The organism is Devosia sp. P2_G7 (assembly GCF_056403495.1).
In genome coordinates this window covers 92,051-106,010 of sequence record NZ_JBFUFI010000007.1, presented here as the reverse complement: position 1 = coordinate 106,010, position 13,960 = coordinate 92,051, and the positions used below count along the sequence as shown (strand labels likewise).

General features: G+C 64.0%; 11 protein-coding genes. 2 read left to right on the top strand and 9 right to left on the bottom strand.

Annotated elements, in window-relative coordinates:
• Positions 1-164: 164 nt before the first annotated feature.
• Complete coding sequence (locus AC1DWU_RS13205; protein ID WP_477150448.1) at positions 165-1,169, top strand: LacI family DNA-binding transcriptional regulator; 1,005 nt, start codon at positions 165-167, stop codon at positions 1,167-1,169.
• Between the two features lie 69 nt (positions 1,170-1,238).
• Here the strand turns inward: AC1DWU_RS13205 and AC1DWU_RS13200 are convergent, their stop codons facing one another.
• From AC1DWU_RS13200 to AC1DWU_RS13185, 4 genes are all read right to left on the bottom strand, one after another.
• A complete protein-coding gene (locus AC1DWU_RS13200; RefSeq protein WP_477150447.1) occupies positions 1,239-3,131 on the bottom strand; it encodes an ABC transporter permease in 1,893 nt (630 codons plus the stop codon).
• 11 nt (positions 3,132-3,142) lie between these two features.
• Complete coding sequence (gene ngcE, locus AC1DWU_RS13195) at positions 3,143-4,516, bottom strand: N-acetylglucosamine/diacetylchitobiose ABC transporter substrate-binding protein (protein ID WP_477150446.1); 1,374 nt, start codon at positions 4,514-4,516, stop codon at positions 3,143-3,145.
• A gap of 64 nt (positions 4,517-4,580) precedes the next feature.
• Positions 4,581-5,330 carry a sugar isomerase domain-containing protein gene (locus AC1DWU_RS13190; protein WP_477150445.1) on the bottom strand — a complete coding sequence of 250 codons (750 nt, stop codon included), beginning with the start codon at positions 5,328-5,330 and terminating at the stop codon, positions 4,581-4,583.
• A 13-nt stretch (positions 5,331-5,343) separates the two neighbouring features.
• Complete coding sequence (locus AC1DWU_RS13185) at positions 5,344-6,282, bottom strand: MurR/RpiR family transcriptional regulator (RefSeq protein ID WP_477150444.1); 939 nt, start codon at positions 6,280-6,282, stop codon at positions 5,344-5,346.
• A gap of 109 nt (positions 6,283-6,391) precedes the next feature.
• Here AC1DWU_RS13185 and AC1DWU_RS13180 point away from each other — a divergent pair, with 109 nt between their 5' ends.
• Positions 6,392-7,399, top strand: a complete 1,008-nt coding sequence (locus tag AC1DWU_RS13180) for an N-acetylglucosamine kinase (RefSeq protein WP_477150443.1) — start codon at positions 6,392-6,394, stop codon at positions 7,397-7,399.
• Positions 7,400-7,416: 17 nt separating this feature from the next.
• On the opposite strand, the gene AC1DWU_RS13175 is transcribed toward AC1DWU_RS13180, so the two are convergent.
• From AC1DWU_RS13175 to AC1DWU_RS13155, 5 genes are all read right to left on the bottom strand, one after another.
• On the bottom strand, positions 7,417-7,668 hold the full coding sequence (locus AC1DWU_RS13175) for a hypothetical protein (protein ID WP_477150442.1): 252 nt from the start codon (positions 7,666-7,668) through the stop codon (positions 7,417-7,419).
• A 109-nt stretch (positions 7,669-7,777) separates the two neighbouring features.
• The gene (locus AC1DWU_RS13170; RefSeq protein ID WP_477150441.1) at positions 7,778-8,239 is read right to left on the bottom strand and encodes a YbhB/YbcL family Raf kinase inhibitor-like protein; all 462 of its coding nucleotides are present in this window, start codon (positions 8,237-8,239) and stop codon (positions 7,778-7,780) included.
• Between the two features lie 300 nt (positions 8,240-8,539).
• Positions 8,540-9,874, bottom strand: a complete 1,335-nt coding sequence (locus AC1DWU_RS13165; protein WP_477150440.1) for an HlyD family type I secretion periplasmic adaptor subunit — start codon at positions 9,872-9,874, stop codon at positions 8,540-8,542.
• Positions 9,874-11,592 carry a type I secretion system permease/ATPase gene (locus AC1DWU_RS13160; RefSeq protein ID WP_477150439.1) on the bottom strand — a complete coding sequence of 573 codons (1,719 nt, stop codon included), beginning with the start codon at positions 11,590-11,592 and terminating at the stop codon, positions 9,874-9,876. Before AC1DWU_RS13160 ends, AC1DWU_RS13165 begins: the two co-directional genes overlap by 1 nt.
• 68 nt (positions 11,593-11,660) lie before the next feature.
• Positions 11,661-13,709 (bottom strand): hypothetical protein, encoded by a 2,049-nt coding sequence (locus AC1DWU_RS13155; RefSeq protein ID WP_477150438.1) that lies wholly within the window; start codon positions 13,707-13,709, stop codon positions 11,661-11,663.
• Positions 13,710-13,960 lie beyond the last annotated feature (251 nt).

The window sequence follows — 13,960 nt, the reverse complement described above, 5'->3', positions numbered from 1 at the left end:
TGATTTGGGATGGTGGCGGAGTCAACCCCATTCCGAACGGCTATCCGAATTTGAGATTTCCCTTGCAGAACCGCACGCGAATGCTACCAATCTGGGCATTCCCGGGCGGGCCGGGCACCTAGGTGCTCGTGCCGCTAAGCCATAGAAGCGGTTCGACAAAATCAATGGCCACAATTCGTGATGTTGCGAGACTGGCCGACGTTTCGGTCTCGACCGTCTCGCTGGCCCTGAGCAACCCGGGCCGCGTCAGCCAGAAGACACTCGAGCGGATACGCACGGCCGTCGAGGCGGTGGGCTATGTCGCCGATCCACTGGCCCAGAGCCTTGCCCGAGGCCGCAGCCGCCTGATCGGCCTCGTTGTCGGCAATGTCGGTAACCCGTTCTTCGGCGATATCCGGCGCGAGCTCGAGAACTATGCCATCGAGCACAACCACTTCGTGCTGATCACGGACTCGTCCGGCAAGCCCGACCGCGAGCGGGCATTGGTGGAACATCTCTCTGGCCTCAAGGTCGCCGGGCTGGCGCTGGCGCCGTCGGGACACGACCGGGAGTATGTGGATTTCATCCAGGGGCTGAAGATCCCGACGGTCTGCTTCGACCAGAAGGTGGCCGGCATAGAGCGGGATTTCGTCGGTTCGGACAACCACCTGGCCGGCGCCATGCTCACCGAGCACCTGCTGCAGCTTGGCCATCGGCGCATTGCCTTCATCGCCGGCCCAAAGCACATGCACACCGCCTCAGAGCGGCTGCGCGGCTTCACCGATACCATGGCGAGCGCCGGCGTCGAGGTGAACCCAAATCTCGTGGTGGATGGCCAGTTCACCCGCGGTGCCGGCTATGAGGCCGCAATGCGCCTCTTGATCCAGCCGGAGCGGCCGACCGCGATCATCGGCGCCAACAATGCGGTGTCCCTCGCGGCGCTGCAGGCGATGCAGGAGCTTGGCTTCAACTGCCCGGACGACATTTCGCTGGCGATGATCGACGACGTGCAGTGGAGCAGCGTGATCACCCCGCGGATCACCATGGTGATCCAGGACACGATGAAGCTGGGCGGCATCATCGCCCGCCGGATCCTCCATCGCATGAGCCCGGAAGGCGCCGCCGATCCGGTTCAGGACTTCGTCCTGGCGCCGAAGTTCGTGCCGGGCAGCTCATGCAAGCGGCTGTGATCGCACGAGCTTAACCACCGAGCCCTCACGCCGCGCACGGATGCGCGGCGCAATAGCGTTTGGGCTGAGCTATTTCAGCATGCCGGTTTGCACCGAACCCTGCAGCTGGCGCTGGAAGATGATGTAGGTCACCAGCACCGGCAGCACGGTGATCACGACGGCGGCGAACAGGGCTCCGAAGTTGACCGCGTAGCCCGCCTGCGAGGCGAACGACGCCATGCCCTGGCTCAGCACGTAGTTGGCGGTGTTGGTGTTGAGCGCGATCGGCAGCAGGAACTGGTTCCAAAGGCCGAGGAAGTTGAAGATCGCCACCGACGCGATGCCTGGCTTCGCCATTGGCAGCATGATGGTGAAGAAGATGCGCCACGGACCGGCGCCATCGATCATCGCCGCCTCGGCAATCTCCTGCGGCAAGGTGCGGAAGAAGGCGTAGAGGAAGAACACCGTGAACGGCAGCGCGAACGCCACATAGGTGATGATCAGGCCGGGGAAGGTGTTCAGCAGGCCAAAGCTCCTGAGCGTCTGGAACAGTGGCACCACGGCGAGGAAGATCGGGAACGTCAGCCCGGCCAGCATCAGGTAGTAGATGATCTTGCTGCCTTTGAACTCGTAGCGCGCCAGGTAATAGGCGCACATGGAGCCAAGCAGCATGACGATGGCGAGCGCACAGCCGACGACGATGACCGTGTTGACGAAATAGGTACCGATGCTCGCCGTGGTCCACGCCGACACGTAGTTGTCGAAGTTGAAGCTGGTGGGCAGCGTGAAGGGCGACCCGAAGATCTGCTGGGTGGTCTTGAACGAGCTCATCAGCACCCAGAGCAAGGGCGCGCAGATGATGACGACCCAGGCGATCAGGGCGACGTGCGAAATCGTGGCGACGGTCTTGTCCGTCCAGATCGTCTTCTTCGCCACCGGATGCTCGAGCTGGCCAATCGGCTTTGCCTGCGTCGCGACGGGAGCTGCGCGAACCAGCGGCGCGACCGAAGTGCCGACCGGCTCCGATTTGGGCGGGCGACCGGTCCACCAGAAGACGAGGAATACCAGCGCCGCGAAGACCAGCGTGATGATCGCCAGGGTTGCGCCCATCGACGTCGCGTAGCCGAACTTGCCCTTCTTGAAGGCCGTGTTCAGCAGGTGCTGCGAGATGACGACGGTGGAGTTGGCAGGGCCACCCGACGGGTTCAGCGCCTGCATGTAGACGAAGGCGTCGAGCGCGAGGATGCCGAGATAGACATAGGCGGTGCGGATGTTGTCGCGGATCATCGGCACGGTGACGGAAATGGCGGTGCGGAAGCGCCCTGCCCCATCGACGCGCGCGGCCTCGTAGACCTCGGCCGGAATGCCTTTGATCGCTGCGATGAACAGCACCATGTAGAAGCCGACCATCGACCAGGCGATGACGAAGATCGAAGCGCCCATGGCGGTCCGCTCGTCGCCCAGCCAGGCGAACGACTTGAAGAAATCGAACCCCAGCGCCGTCAGAATGCCGTTCAAGAGGCCGCTGGAGGGGTCATACATCTGCGCCCAGAGGATGCCGATGACGATCGCCGGGACGGTGTAGGGGAAGAACGAAATGACCCGGTAGATGCCGGAATGCTTGAGACCCTGGATTTGCCCGCGGGTCACGCCGCCAATGGTCACCAGCGTGGCCAGCGTCACCGACAGGATGATGACGAGCGGCGGCAGGACCAGGACCAGCACAATGGAGTTGTAGACGGCCTTGGTGAAAACCGGGTCGCTCAGCAAGGTGAGATAGTTGGTCAGGCCCACGAAGTTCATCTTCTTCGAGAAGCCTGACCAATCAGTCATCGAGTAGTAGAAGGCCTGCACGAATGGCGAGATCACGAAGATCACGTAGATCGCCAGCGGAAGTCCGAGGAACACCAGCGCGAAGCCGCTGTTCTCGAGGCTTGGTAGTTTCCACCGGCGGGTTGTCGTCGTGACCGGTGCGCTCGCCATCGTGCCTTCCATCACTTCACTTCGACTTTCGTGACAGAGGCATCATTGTACACGGCGTCAGTGATCGCCTGCAACGCAGCGGTGAAGGCCGCCACGTCGAGCTTGCCATCGAGGAAGCTGTTCCAGACGACGAGTTCGTCCTGGTTCGTGCCGTAGAGATCGAACGAGTTCCAGGTGAAGACGTCGTTGCCGGCGTCGGCCAGGAGCTTGCTCTGCGAGACCAGAGCGGTCGAACCGAAACCGTCGGCAGGAACGGTGTCCTTGACGATGGTCGGAGCGAGCTTGGTCTTGGCAAAGTTCGTCGCGGCTTCCTTCGAGAGCATCGTGCGGAGCAGTTCCTTGCCACCGGCAAGGTTGAGAGCCCCGAGCGGGATGATGAAGGGCTCGCCCGCCGTGGCGTGGAGAGCCGTCTTGGGCAGCTTGTCGTTCTCGTCGATCGACAGTTCCGGCATACCGGTCATCCGGAAACCTTCCTTGGTCGCCGGCTTCATCTCGTTCTCGATCCACGAGCCCGAGGGGTAGAGGAGGAACGACTGGTCGTTCGACCACTGCGCCTGGGCAGCGGTGAACTGGGTACCAGCGCCACCCGGCTTCATCATGCCGCCCTGGATGATCTCATAGAGCGAGGTGAAGACCGACTGGAACGCCGGATGCGACCAGAAGCCCGGAGTGAAGTTGTCGACGGCGAGACGCACCTCGTCGCCGCCGGCCTTGATCGCCGAAGCGACCGCGGTCGTGCGGTAGTAGGTGGCGGCTTCCTTGCCCCAACCGAACAGGTAGAGGTTCTTTTCCTTGGCCTTCTTGCCGAGCTCGATGGCTTCGGCCCAGGTGGTCGGCGGGGTCCAGCCATTGTCTTCGAACAGCTGAGCCGAATACCAGATGCCGTAGACGGTCATCACGTAGTTGAGCGCGATGAACTTGTCGCCGAAGGTGCCCGGCTTCTCGACGCCACCCACCAGGGTGTCGCGGATCTTGACGCCTTCGAGGCTCGGAGCGTCGAGCACCGAGTTCATGTCTTCGAGCTGGTCGATGATGGCCGCAAAGCCGATGGCCTGAGCGCCGGAGTTGTCGATCAGGTCAGGCGGGTTGCCGCCAAGGAAGCGCGGCTGCAGTTCCTGAGCGATCTGGGTCGACGGGGACACCTTCACGGTGACGGTCGGGTGGTTCTTCTGCACGAGGGCGGCAGCGAACTCGACATAGTCAATGCCGTAGCCGCCGTTGAAAATCACGGCGTCAACGGCCGAGCCGTCGGCCAGGCCGAACGGGTTGGCGGCATCCTGAGCGAGCGCGCTGGTCGAACCCAGCAGCCCGCCGAACGGCGCTGCCGCCGCCAGGGCCGTCGTGCCGAGCAAAAAGCTACGGCGATCGATAGTTTTCTTGAACATTTAGTTCCTTCCCTTCTCCAAGTATTTTAGTCGTTAGGCCTCACGCCAAACGAGCCGCAATCCCTCAGGATTCCCCGCGGATCCGCTTGCCGTAAAGATCTTCGAGGGCGCGGTTGTGCTCGTCGCCCCCGGGGATATTTGCCGAAATGTAGAGAGGCGGCTTCTTGCCGCGCTGCTGCAGCGACTGCGCCACGCCGATGGTGATGCGCTGCGCGATGAAGGCTGCCGTGATCGAGGAGACTGCGCCTGCGCCCATGCCACCCTCCAATTCGAGGGTACTGTCGCCGAAGGGTGCCAGGTTGTCGATGACGATGTCGGCCACTTCGCTGAGCCGCTTGCCGCTCGGATGCTTGGGCGTGACGCGGTTGGTGTGCTCGAGGCTGGTGACGGCGATCAGCTTGTGACCGCGCGCCTTGGCAGCGAGCGCGAGGCCGACGATCGAGCCGTTGACGCCCGAGTTGGAGGCGATGATGAAGATGTCATTCTGGTCAATGTCGTAGAGCGACAAGAGGTTCTCGGCGACGTTGGGGTCACGCTCCAGCGCAGCGCCACCGAGGATCGAGATGTCCCTGCCGCCGCGCAGCACCAGGGCGCGCAGCGGGATGCGGTTGGCGGCGATCAGACCGCCGGCGCGACCGGCGATCTCCATCGCAAAGGCCTCCGAGTGGCCGGTGCCGAAAGCCTGCACCACGCCGCCGGCCGCCACCGCGTCGGTGATCAGGGCGATCGCGTCGTCGATCGGCCCCTTGGCCGCCGCCAGGCGCTCGAGGCGGCTCGTGACTTCATGCAGGAACTGGGTCGTTAAATCGGTCATAATAAACTCGGTTTCAGGACAACTGGTTGGCCGGGCCGCGTGTGGCCGGCCGGAACGAAGGCGCCCCGCGCAGCGGGCGGCGTCGGGGCGCAACGGCAGCGCCAGAGGCGGCGAGAAGCCGCGTAGTGCGGTCGAAGTTGGACTGCGCGATCAGCAGATAAAGTAGATCCACCACGAACAGCTGGCAGTGCCGCGCCGAGAGGTCGGCGGGCTGGAGGTAGCCATCGGGCGAAGCAGCGATCAGCACCTCATCGGCGACGCGCGCCAGCGGCGAGTCCGGGTTGCCGGTGATCGCCACCGCATAGGCTCCCGTGGCCTTGGCGAGCGTCAGCATCTCGATGGTCTCTTCGGTGCGGCCGGTATTGGAAATGCCGATCGCCACGCATTTCTTGTCGAGGATGGCGGCACTGGTCAGCCCGTTGTGCACCTCGGCCCAGGCGTGAACGTTGATGCCGATGCGATAGAGCCGCGACTCCGTCTCCAGCGCGGTCAGCGCGCTACCGCCGACGCCATAGACGTCGACATGGCGCGACTTCACGATGGTGTCGGCCACGCGCATCGCGGTGGGCATGTCGAGGAGGCCGGAGGTGGTCTGCAGCGACAGCACGTGGGTGTTGAGCAGCGCCCGCCGGATGTCATCGGGGGCATCGTGCGGGCCGAAGGAGCGACCGATGTCGGCGATCCAGGCGGCTTGTGCCCCACCACGGCCGACATCCTCGGCGATGGCGACACGCAACTGGGCATAGCCGGTATAGCCGATGGTCCGGCAGAACCGAGTTACGCTGGCGGCGGAGGTGCCGGCGCGCTCGGCGAGTTCGGTGATCGAGAGGCTCAGCGGAGCGGTCGGATCGTCAGCGAGGACAGCTGCGATTTTGGTCATCGTCGCCGGCATCTGAGACTGTAAGGTCTCGATGCGATCCAGAACGCTGAACGTCTTTGCGGCGGCGGTCATCTATGCTAGCGAACCCTTGCTCTGAAAATTGCTCTCAAGAAGGCCTGCGAGTGAGTGAAAACAATTCTTATCCAGCAAGTTTGGCGTTTGCAAGCGGGCCGTTGACGCCATGAGCAAGGTTTTGCTGGCCATCGATGTCGGTGGATCAACCTCGCGCGCCTCCCTCGTCGACGAGACCGGCCGCTGCCTCGGCCAAGGCCGCAATCTCGGGGGTAACCCGGCTTCGAACACGCCGGAACAGGCGGCGTCGGCCATCATTTCGGCCGTCGAGGCGGCCGTAGCCGATGCGGGGAACGGCCCATTCGACATCGCAGTGGCACTGATCGCACTCGCTGGTCCGCGCGTCCGCGTGGCGCAAAGCCGCCTCGAGGAGGCGTTCTGGGGACTGGGGCTGAGTGGTCCGCTGGTTTTCGGGGCCGACCTCGCAGCGATGTTCGCCTCGGTCACCGCCGCGGCGGATGGCTATTGCCTCGTCTGCGGTACGGGCGCCGGTGGAGTGCGGCTGCGCGGCGGCGTCATCGAAGGGGTGGTCGACGCAGCGGGCTGGCTGGTGGGTGATCTCGGCTCGGGGTACTGGCTCGGCCACCATGCTGCCATTGCCGTCGCCGCGGCGCTCGAGGGTCGAGGTGAAAAGACCTCGCTTTCGGCCGCAATGCTCGAGGCGTTCAACATTCCCTGGTCCGATGAGCAGGCGCCCGACGGCCGGGCTGTGCCACTGCGGCTGTTCATCGACGCGGTCTACTCGATCAGGCCGATCGAATTGGCACGCTTCGCTCCGCTGGTCATCGCGCACCGTGGCGATGCGGTCGCCGATCGGCTGCTCGCCCAGGCCGAACGCTACCTGCTCGCCGACTTCAAGATGATATTCGATCCGCAAATGCCCGGGCCGGTCGCGCTCGGCGGCGGCATCATTCCGCATCTCAAGGGGCTACCCGCAGCAGTCGGCGAGGTGATCAGGGCCGCCGGGCACGTCCCCGACATCCGCCTCGCCGGCGACGGGTCGGTGGGCGCGATCGTCCTCGCGCTACGTGCCATCGGCATCACTGTCGACGAAGCCATGGTGCAGGCCATCGCGGCCTCGATAGCGGCGCGTAACACGAAGGCCGTCGCGTCCTAGCGGGTGACTCGGGGCGCCTAGGAATGCGGCTGCGGCTTCTGGCGGACCTCGGCGGTTTTGTCGACGGTCGCCTTGTCGCCGATGCGGTTGCCGTGATCGTTGAGATCGCGGCCGAAATCGTCCTGGTTGTCGTCGATCTGCTCGGCAAGCATCTCCGCACCGGTCTCTGCGCGTTCCCGGCTATCGCCGGCCTCGCCGATGATCGCTGCGGCCCTGGCGCGCGAGATGCCGAACTTGTTCGCGAGTTCCTGAGGTTGGTACTGGGCCATTTCGCTCTCCCGACTTGATGAAAATCAACGACTGCGCGGGCGCTAGGTTGCGCTTTTCGGCCGGATGAACTGCATTATCAGCCACGCATCGGACAGAGCGCGGCAGATGTCAGCGCTCGTAGGTGCCGACGAGGTCGGCTTCCTCGATGGCGTGCTTGCGAGCCTCGCGCCAGACTGCTTCGGCATCGAGATCGGCAGGAATGGCGAGGGTGGGCACATCGAGCGCGGTGAGTCGGAAATGATAGTGATGCACCCCGTGCCCCTTCGGCGGCGCCGGTCCGTCGTAGCCGGCATTGCCGAAATCGTTCCGGCCGTAGCGCAAGGCGTGATCGGTTCCGCCATCGATGCTCTCGGGCAGGTGATCCTGGTTGGCAGGGATGTTGTAGACTGCGAAGTGGCGGAATGTGCCGCTCGGCGCATCCGGGTCCTCGACAACGAGGGCGAAACTGCGCGTGTTTTCCGGGGCGCCGGTCCATGTCAGCGGCGGCAACTGGTTCTCGCCGTCGCGGGTGTATTTCCTGGGGACGGTCGCGCCTTCGGTGAAGGCCGGACTGCTGATGGTGAGCGACATGGTGCGTGCTCCCTGGCCGCGGAACCGGCGCGGCTCCTATGACCGAATGCAATGATCGGTGTACGCATTCGTTCCAGGTTTTCCGGTACCGCAGTTAGTGCCCTCGATCGCAGCCTCACCGGTTCACTAAGGCGTGAGGGCGGGTTCCCCCGTCGAAAATGCAGGAACCATCCGGGGCGTGCCGCGTTGTGGTGCTGCAGTTCAAATTCGTCCGAAAGGACACAGGAGAATTGCAAGGCGGCAGGAGAATCAAACCTCTCCTGCCGTCCCTTTTTTGTCCGGCGCGTCTTGTGTTGCGCGCTAGCGCTCGCGGAATGACTGATCGAGCGACGCAAATAGTGGCCCCACGATATAGTCGAGCGCCGTGCGCTCCTTGGTGGTAATCATCACTGCTGCCGGCATGCCGGGATAGAGCTGAATCTCTGGGCTTTCGGCGAGTTCGTTCGCATCGACCGCCACGCGGGCGACATAGTAGGGCACCTGGGTCCGCGCATCGGTCAGCCGGTCGGCCGAGATGTCAGTGACATTGCCGTGGATCAGTGGAGTGATCCGTTGCTTGTAGGAGATGAAGTGAACTTCGGCGCGCATCCCGGGCGCGATGTCGGCGATGTCCTCGACGCGTATCTTCGCCTCGAGGATCAGCGATCGCTCTTCGGGTACGATATCGAGCAGGCGCTCGCCCGCGGCGATCACCCCGCCTACCGAGAAGACGGCAAGGTCGACGATGCGACCGGCATAGGGGGCACGCACCTGCGTCCTTGCCAGCGCGGTCGCGGCCGCGTGCTGGCGAGGAGCGAGATCGAGAAGCTTGGACTGCACCTCGGAGAGCTGCTGGGTGACCTCGGCGAGCCGGTCGCGTGAGAGTTGCGAGACCTGCTGGGCATTCTCCTCGATCGCCCGCAGGTTGGATGCGACCGTCGCTTCCAGGGAGGCGATCTGTCCCTCGATGCCCTTGGCCGTCCGATCGAGCTGCAACAGGCGCGGCTGCTCGATGAGACCGTTGTCGTAAAGCTCCTGCAGCTTGGCGCGTTCGGTCACTACCGAGTCCAGCTGGTCGCGCAGCGCCTGCGCCTGTGACTCGCTGCCGGTGATCTGTGCGCTCAGTTGCGAGCGGCGTTCACCGAGTATGCGTGTCTGGCCCTCAATGGCGGCGCGGCGGCTCTCGAACTCGCGCTGCTGGTTGTCCATCGCGGCGCCGGCGGTTGCTTCGGTGAGTTCCGGCGGGAAGGTGATTGTCGGTGCAGCGTCCCGCTCGGCCAGGAGGCGGGACTGCATGGCCCGCAGATTGATCGTCTGCTGCTGCAGGATGTCGAGCTCGGCGCGCGTGGCCGTGTCATCGAGGACGATCAGCACGTCGCCGGCCGCAACGGTGTCGCCATCGCGAAACCGCAGTTCCTTGACGACGCCGCCATCTGGATGCTGCACGCTTTTCCTGTTGCCTTCGACCTTGACGACCGCCTCGCCGACCACCGCTGCGTTGAGCGGCGCAAGGGCGGCCCAGCCGCCCAGGCCGCCAAAGAACAGCGTCAGGATGACAAACCCCGCCCGGATCGGCCCGGCTGCGGAATCGCTGGTTTGCCCCGGATTGGAGCGCATGGCAGCTGGCGGCGGGAGGCTGGCGAAAGCTTGCGACATCAGCCGGTCGCTGCCGTCTCGGCAGCCCCCTCTTCCCTGGGCAGTGCCGTGGTCGCTGGCACGTTCAGCCGACGCAGGAATTCGCTTCGTTCGCTGAACACCTCCACGGCGCCATCGCGCAGGACCAGTATCTTGTCGACCGTTGCGAGCGAGGCAGCACGATGCGAGATGATGACAACGGTCGTGCCTCGCCGCTTGAGCTGGGCAACGCATTCGGCCAGCGCCTGGTCCCCCTCGGTATCGAGGTTGGAGCCGGGCTCGTCGAGGAGTACCAGGCTCGGATTGCCAAAGACAGCGCGAGCGAGGGCGACCCGCTGCCGGAAGCCGCCCGAGAGCACCACGCCGCCTCCGCCAATCTCGGTGTCATAGCCAGCGGGCAGGCGCAGGATCATGTCATGTACGCCGGCGAGCTTTGCCGCTTCGACAATCCGGTCGTCCGCCTCAGTGGCGAAACGTCCGATATTTGCGGCAACGGTGTCGGAGAACAGCTCGATGTCCTGCGGCAGATAACCAATGTGCTGGCCCGCCAGCCAGGTGGTGACATCGGCGCTGTCGAGGCGGACGGCGCCGGCACTCGGACGCAGCACACCAACCATTTGGCGCGCCAGAGTGGACTTGCCGGCCCCGGAAGGACCGATGATGCCGATGGACTCGCCGGGCTCGAGACTGAAAGTGACGTTGCGCAGGATTGGCCGGGGACTGCCCTGTGGGATGTAAAGCAGGCCCTCGACGGCCAACCTGCCCTGCGGTCGAGGCAGGGCGGTGGTGCGCTCGGAGCCGGGGTACGCGATCAGCAGGTCCCGCACCCGCTGCCATGCGCCGTGCGCAGAAACGAGGCCGCGCCATTGGCCCACCGTCTGCTCTACGGGCTGCAGCGCGCGGCTCAGCAGGATTGAGGCGGCGAACATCACGCCCGCCGTGGCGAGCCGCTCGATGACGAGATAGGCCCCCAGTCCCAGGATTACCGATTGCATCGACAGGCGAACGAACTTGACGAAGCTCTGCATGGTGGCCGCGCGGTCGCTGGCGGTCACCTGGCGGTCGAGTACCCTGTTGCGATCCCTGCTCCAGCGATTGAGGAGCCCACCGATCATGCCCATGGCGCGAACCACTTCGGAGTTGCGCAGGCTCATCTCGGTGAAGGCGTAGTTTCTCGACGCCGCCGCGTTGGATTCGCTCATGGGTGCGCGAACCAGCCATTCCGTCACCAGAGCAAGCGCGATCAGAGCGAGCGCCGATCCCAGGGCGAAGAAGCCGAGCCATGGATGGAGCAAGAAGATGACCGCGATGTAGATGGGCGCCCACGGCACGTCGAGGATCGCGTGGATGCCACTGCCGGTTATGAACTGGCGAACGCTGTCGAAGTCCCGCAGCGGCTGGCTGCTGGATGCCGAGCCCCCCTGCAGGTCGACGCTGGCGGCGACCACCCGGCTCGCCAGCATGGTGTCGAGCCGCACGCTCGCGCGGGTCAGGATGCGAGCGCGAACCACGTCCAGTCCGGCGAGGGCGATGAAGGCCAGGGCCAGCGCGACGGTGAGCATGACCAGCGTCGTCACGCTGCCGGAGGAAACGACCCGGTCATAGACCTGCAACATGTAGATCGGGCCAGCTAGGTACAGCACGTTGGTTGCGAGGCTGAACAGGGCGGCGGCCTGGAAGTAGCCGCGGCACGCCGCCATTGCCCGGCGGATCTCATCGCTTTTTGGTTTTGTTGCCATGATCGCGGTTCACCGGCTGACTGCCCACTTGCGCGGGCAGTCAGCCTTGTTCCTAGCGGTTGCCCCACTCAACCGCCGTCATTGGCATAAACGAAGGTATTCACGCCCAGGAACGTCATGCCGGTATTGTTGAAGAAATCGAGCTCGGAGTGGATCGTATCACCCGACAGCTCGTTGCCGGCCGTGGCGTTCTCCGTGTTGGACGCGTTGTTCCAGATGGTCCCGCCACCTGCCTTGACGGCCGAACCGCCGCCCCAGTTCTCCCAACTCGAGCCGGCATTGCCACCATTGGTGACCTGCAGCCAGTCGATTGCCTGGTCGAGGTACTTGTGCGGGCTGTTCGGATCCGAGGCATCGCCGATCGGATTGCCGGCCAGGTAGTTGAGCCAGGTCGCGACAGCGTCCCTCGCCAGTACGAACCGGGTGTCCTGCTGGTCCTTGGTAGACGAGTTGATAACCTTCACGGCGTCGGCCAGGGAGATGAAGAATGTGTCCTCACCATTGTTGGTGACGCCATCCTTGTTGTAGTCGCCGATCAACAGGCCGGCGGTGTTGTCCTTGGCGCCGTCGTTGTTCGAGTCCACCTTGTAGACCAGCTCGCCCGAAGCGAAGTTCGAACCGGACTTCGTCTCGTTGCCCGCTGTTCCGTCCCAGAACATCTTGCCCAGATTGCCCCAGAAACCGGGAGTGCGGACGCCGGGGCCGGCAACGGCCTCGACCGCTGCTGTATCGGATGCAGACGCCGTCGAGCCGTCGTCGTCGACAGCGCTGACGGTGGCCGTGTTGGTGAGGGTCTGGCCGCCGGCGATGTTGACATTGGTCGTGTACTTGAACGTCCAGGTCTCGCCGGTTTCGAGCAGGCTGTCCTGATCGCCTCCGGACTTCACGAGGGTCACGCCGGCCTGCAAGGCGCCGTTGACCATCAGGTTGACGTCGGCGAAGCTGCCCATGTCGTCCACGAGGTCGTCCAGCGTCAGCGGATCGATGTTGGCCGTGCTGGTGTTGGTCACCTGATACATGTAGGTGACCGAGTCGCCGCCGGCCTGGACTGTCTCCTTGTCGTTGAAGACGTTGTCGCCGTTGGCGTCGACCGTTTTGACGATGGCAATCGAGGCCGCGACGYCGGTGATCGTCACCGTCGCCGTGTCGTCRTCGGTCGCTTCGGTGCCCTCGTCATCGGTCCCTGTCACCGTCACCACGTTGGTGATGTCGTCGCCGACATTGCCGGTCTGGTCCTTGGCGGTCGCCGTGTAGATCCAGGTCTCGCCCTTCTCCAGCAGATTGTCGCCATCGTCGCCGCTCACGTAGTTGGCGCTGATGTCACCGAGCACATCGTCGACCAGCGAGGTGAYRGTCAGTGGATCGGTGTCCGAGGTGCTCTCGTTGGTCACTTCATAGGTGTAGACGATGTCGCTCGTCGTCCCCTCGGCAATCGTGGTGATGTCCGGGGTCTTCACGACCTTGATGTCGGGGGCGCCGTCATCGGTGCTGGGCTTGCTGAAGGCGGCCCATTCGTCGAAGCCGCCGTCCTCGGCGTTGGGGTCATTCACGTTGCCGTGGCTGGGCGCGCCGAAGTTGGTGTAGATCGTGACGTAACCCGATGCAGGAAACGCATCGACCGGGATCAGCAGCGCATAGTCGTCCGTGCCGCTGCCGCTCGAATGTTCGGTGAGGATCAGGGTCTGGTCGGTGGTCTGATCGAGGTCGAAGATCGGCGTATAGATCTGCGAGGTGTTGGCGAACGTGTCGGTGGTGTTGTTGAAGTCGCCGGCAGCCGCCTGGTTCGGAGAAACAAACACCTTGAGCTTGTTGAGCTGCACGAGATCGGGCGACTCATTCAGGTCGAGCCTGAAGATGTAGTAGGTCACACCATCCACTACACTCGTCTGCAGGCTGCTGAGCTGGATGCTCTCGGTCTTGGCCGAGTTGGTGTCGAGATAGTTGCCACCAGCATTGGAATTGTAGCCCTCAGCGGTGCCGTCGGTCGACTGCGTCGCCAGGAAGGTGTTGTAAATGCCGGTTCCCGAACCAACGGGAACGTCATATTGGAAGATTGCATTGCCGCCGCTCACGGTCGCAAGCGTCACGGAAGAACCAGGGCTGGTCAGGTCGGTCATCGCACACTCCCCATCGTTCAGGACGGTGGATGTGCGCAGCGCCCCCGCGCGCGGCCCTCCACTGTCGAACATGTTGTGCCGAAGACCCTTCCGCCTCCGCCGCACGGCCGGGGCGGGTCTAGTCGGTCCGCTATGAATGGCGCATCCACCAAGCGTTATCCATATACCTGCAGGTATACGAACCGTTAACCATCAGGACCCTGACAGCAGAGCCCTCCCTCACCCCAAGACGGGACAAGTCATCCGAGGCC

What these genes read in the sequence shown, in the direction of transcription:
- AC1DWU_RS13205 (WP_477150448.1), top strand. Translation starts at nt 165, where the DNA reads ATGGCCACAATTCGTGATGTTGCGAGACTGGCCGACGTTTCGGTCTCG.
- AC1DWU_RS13200 (WP_477150447.1), bottom strand. Translation starts at nt 3,131, where the DNA reads ATGGCGAGCGCACCGGTCACGACGACAACCCGCCGGTGGAAACTACCA.
- ngcE (WP_477150446.1), bottom strand. Translation starts at nt 4,516, where the DNA reads ATGTTCAAGAAAACTATCGATCGCCGTAGCTTTTTGCTCGGCACGACG.
- AC1DWU_RS13190 (WP_477150445.1), bottom strand. Translation starts at nt 5,330, where the DNA reads ATGACCGATTTAACGACCCAGTTCCTGCATGAAGTCACGAGCCGCCTC.
- AC1DWU_RS13185 (WP_477150444.1), bottom strand. Translation starts at nt 6,282, where the DNA reads ATGACCGCCGCCGCAAAGACGTTCAGCGTTCTGGATCGCATCGAGACC.
- AC1DWU_RS13180 (WP_477150443.1), top strand. Translation starts at nt 6,392, where the DNA reads ATGAGCAAGGTTTTGCTGGCCATCGATGTCGGTGGATCAACCTCGCGC.
- AC1DWU_RS13175 (WP_477150442.1), bottom strand. Translation starts at nt 7,668, where the DNA reads ATGGCCCAGTACCAACCTCAGGAACTCGCGAACAAGTTCGGCATCTCG.
- AC1DWU_RS13170 (WP_477150441.1), bottom strand. Translation starts at nt 8,239, where the DNA reads ATGTCGCTCACCATCAGCAGTCCGGCCTTCACCGAAGGCGCGACCGTC.
- AC1DWU_RS13165 (WP_477150440.1), bottom strand. Translation starts at nt 9,874, where the DNA reads ATGTCGCAAGCTTTCGCCAGCCTCCCGCCGCCAGCTGCCATGCGCTCC.
- AC1DWU_RS13160 (WP_477150439.1), bottom strand. Translation starts at nt 11,592, where the DNA reads ATGGCAACAAAACCAAAAAGCGATGAGATCCGCCGGGCAATGGCGGCG.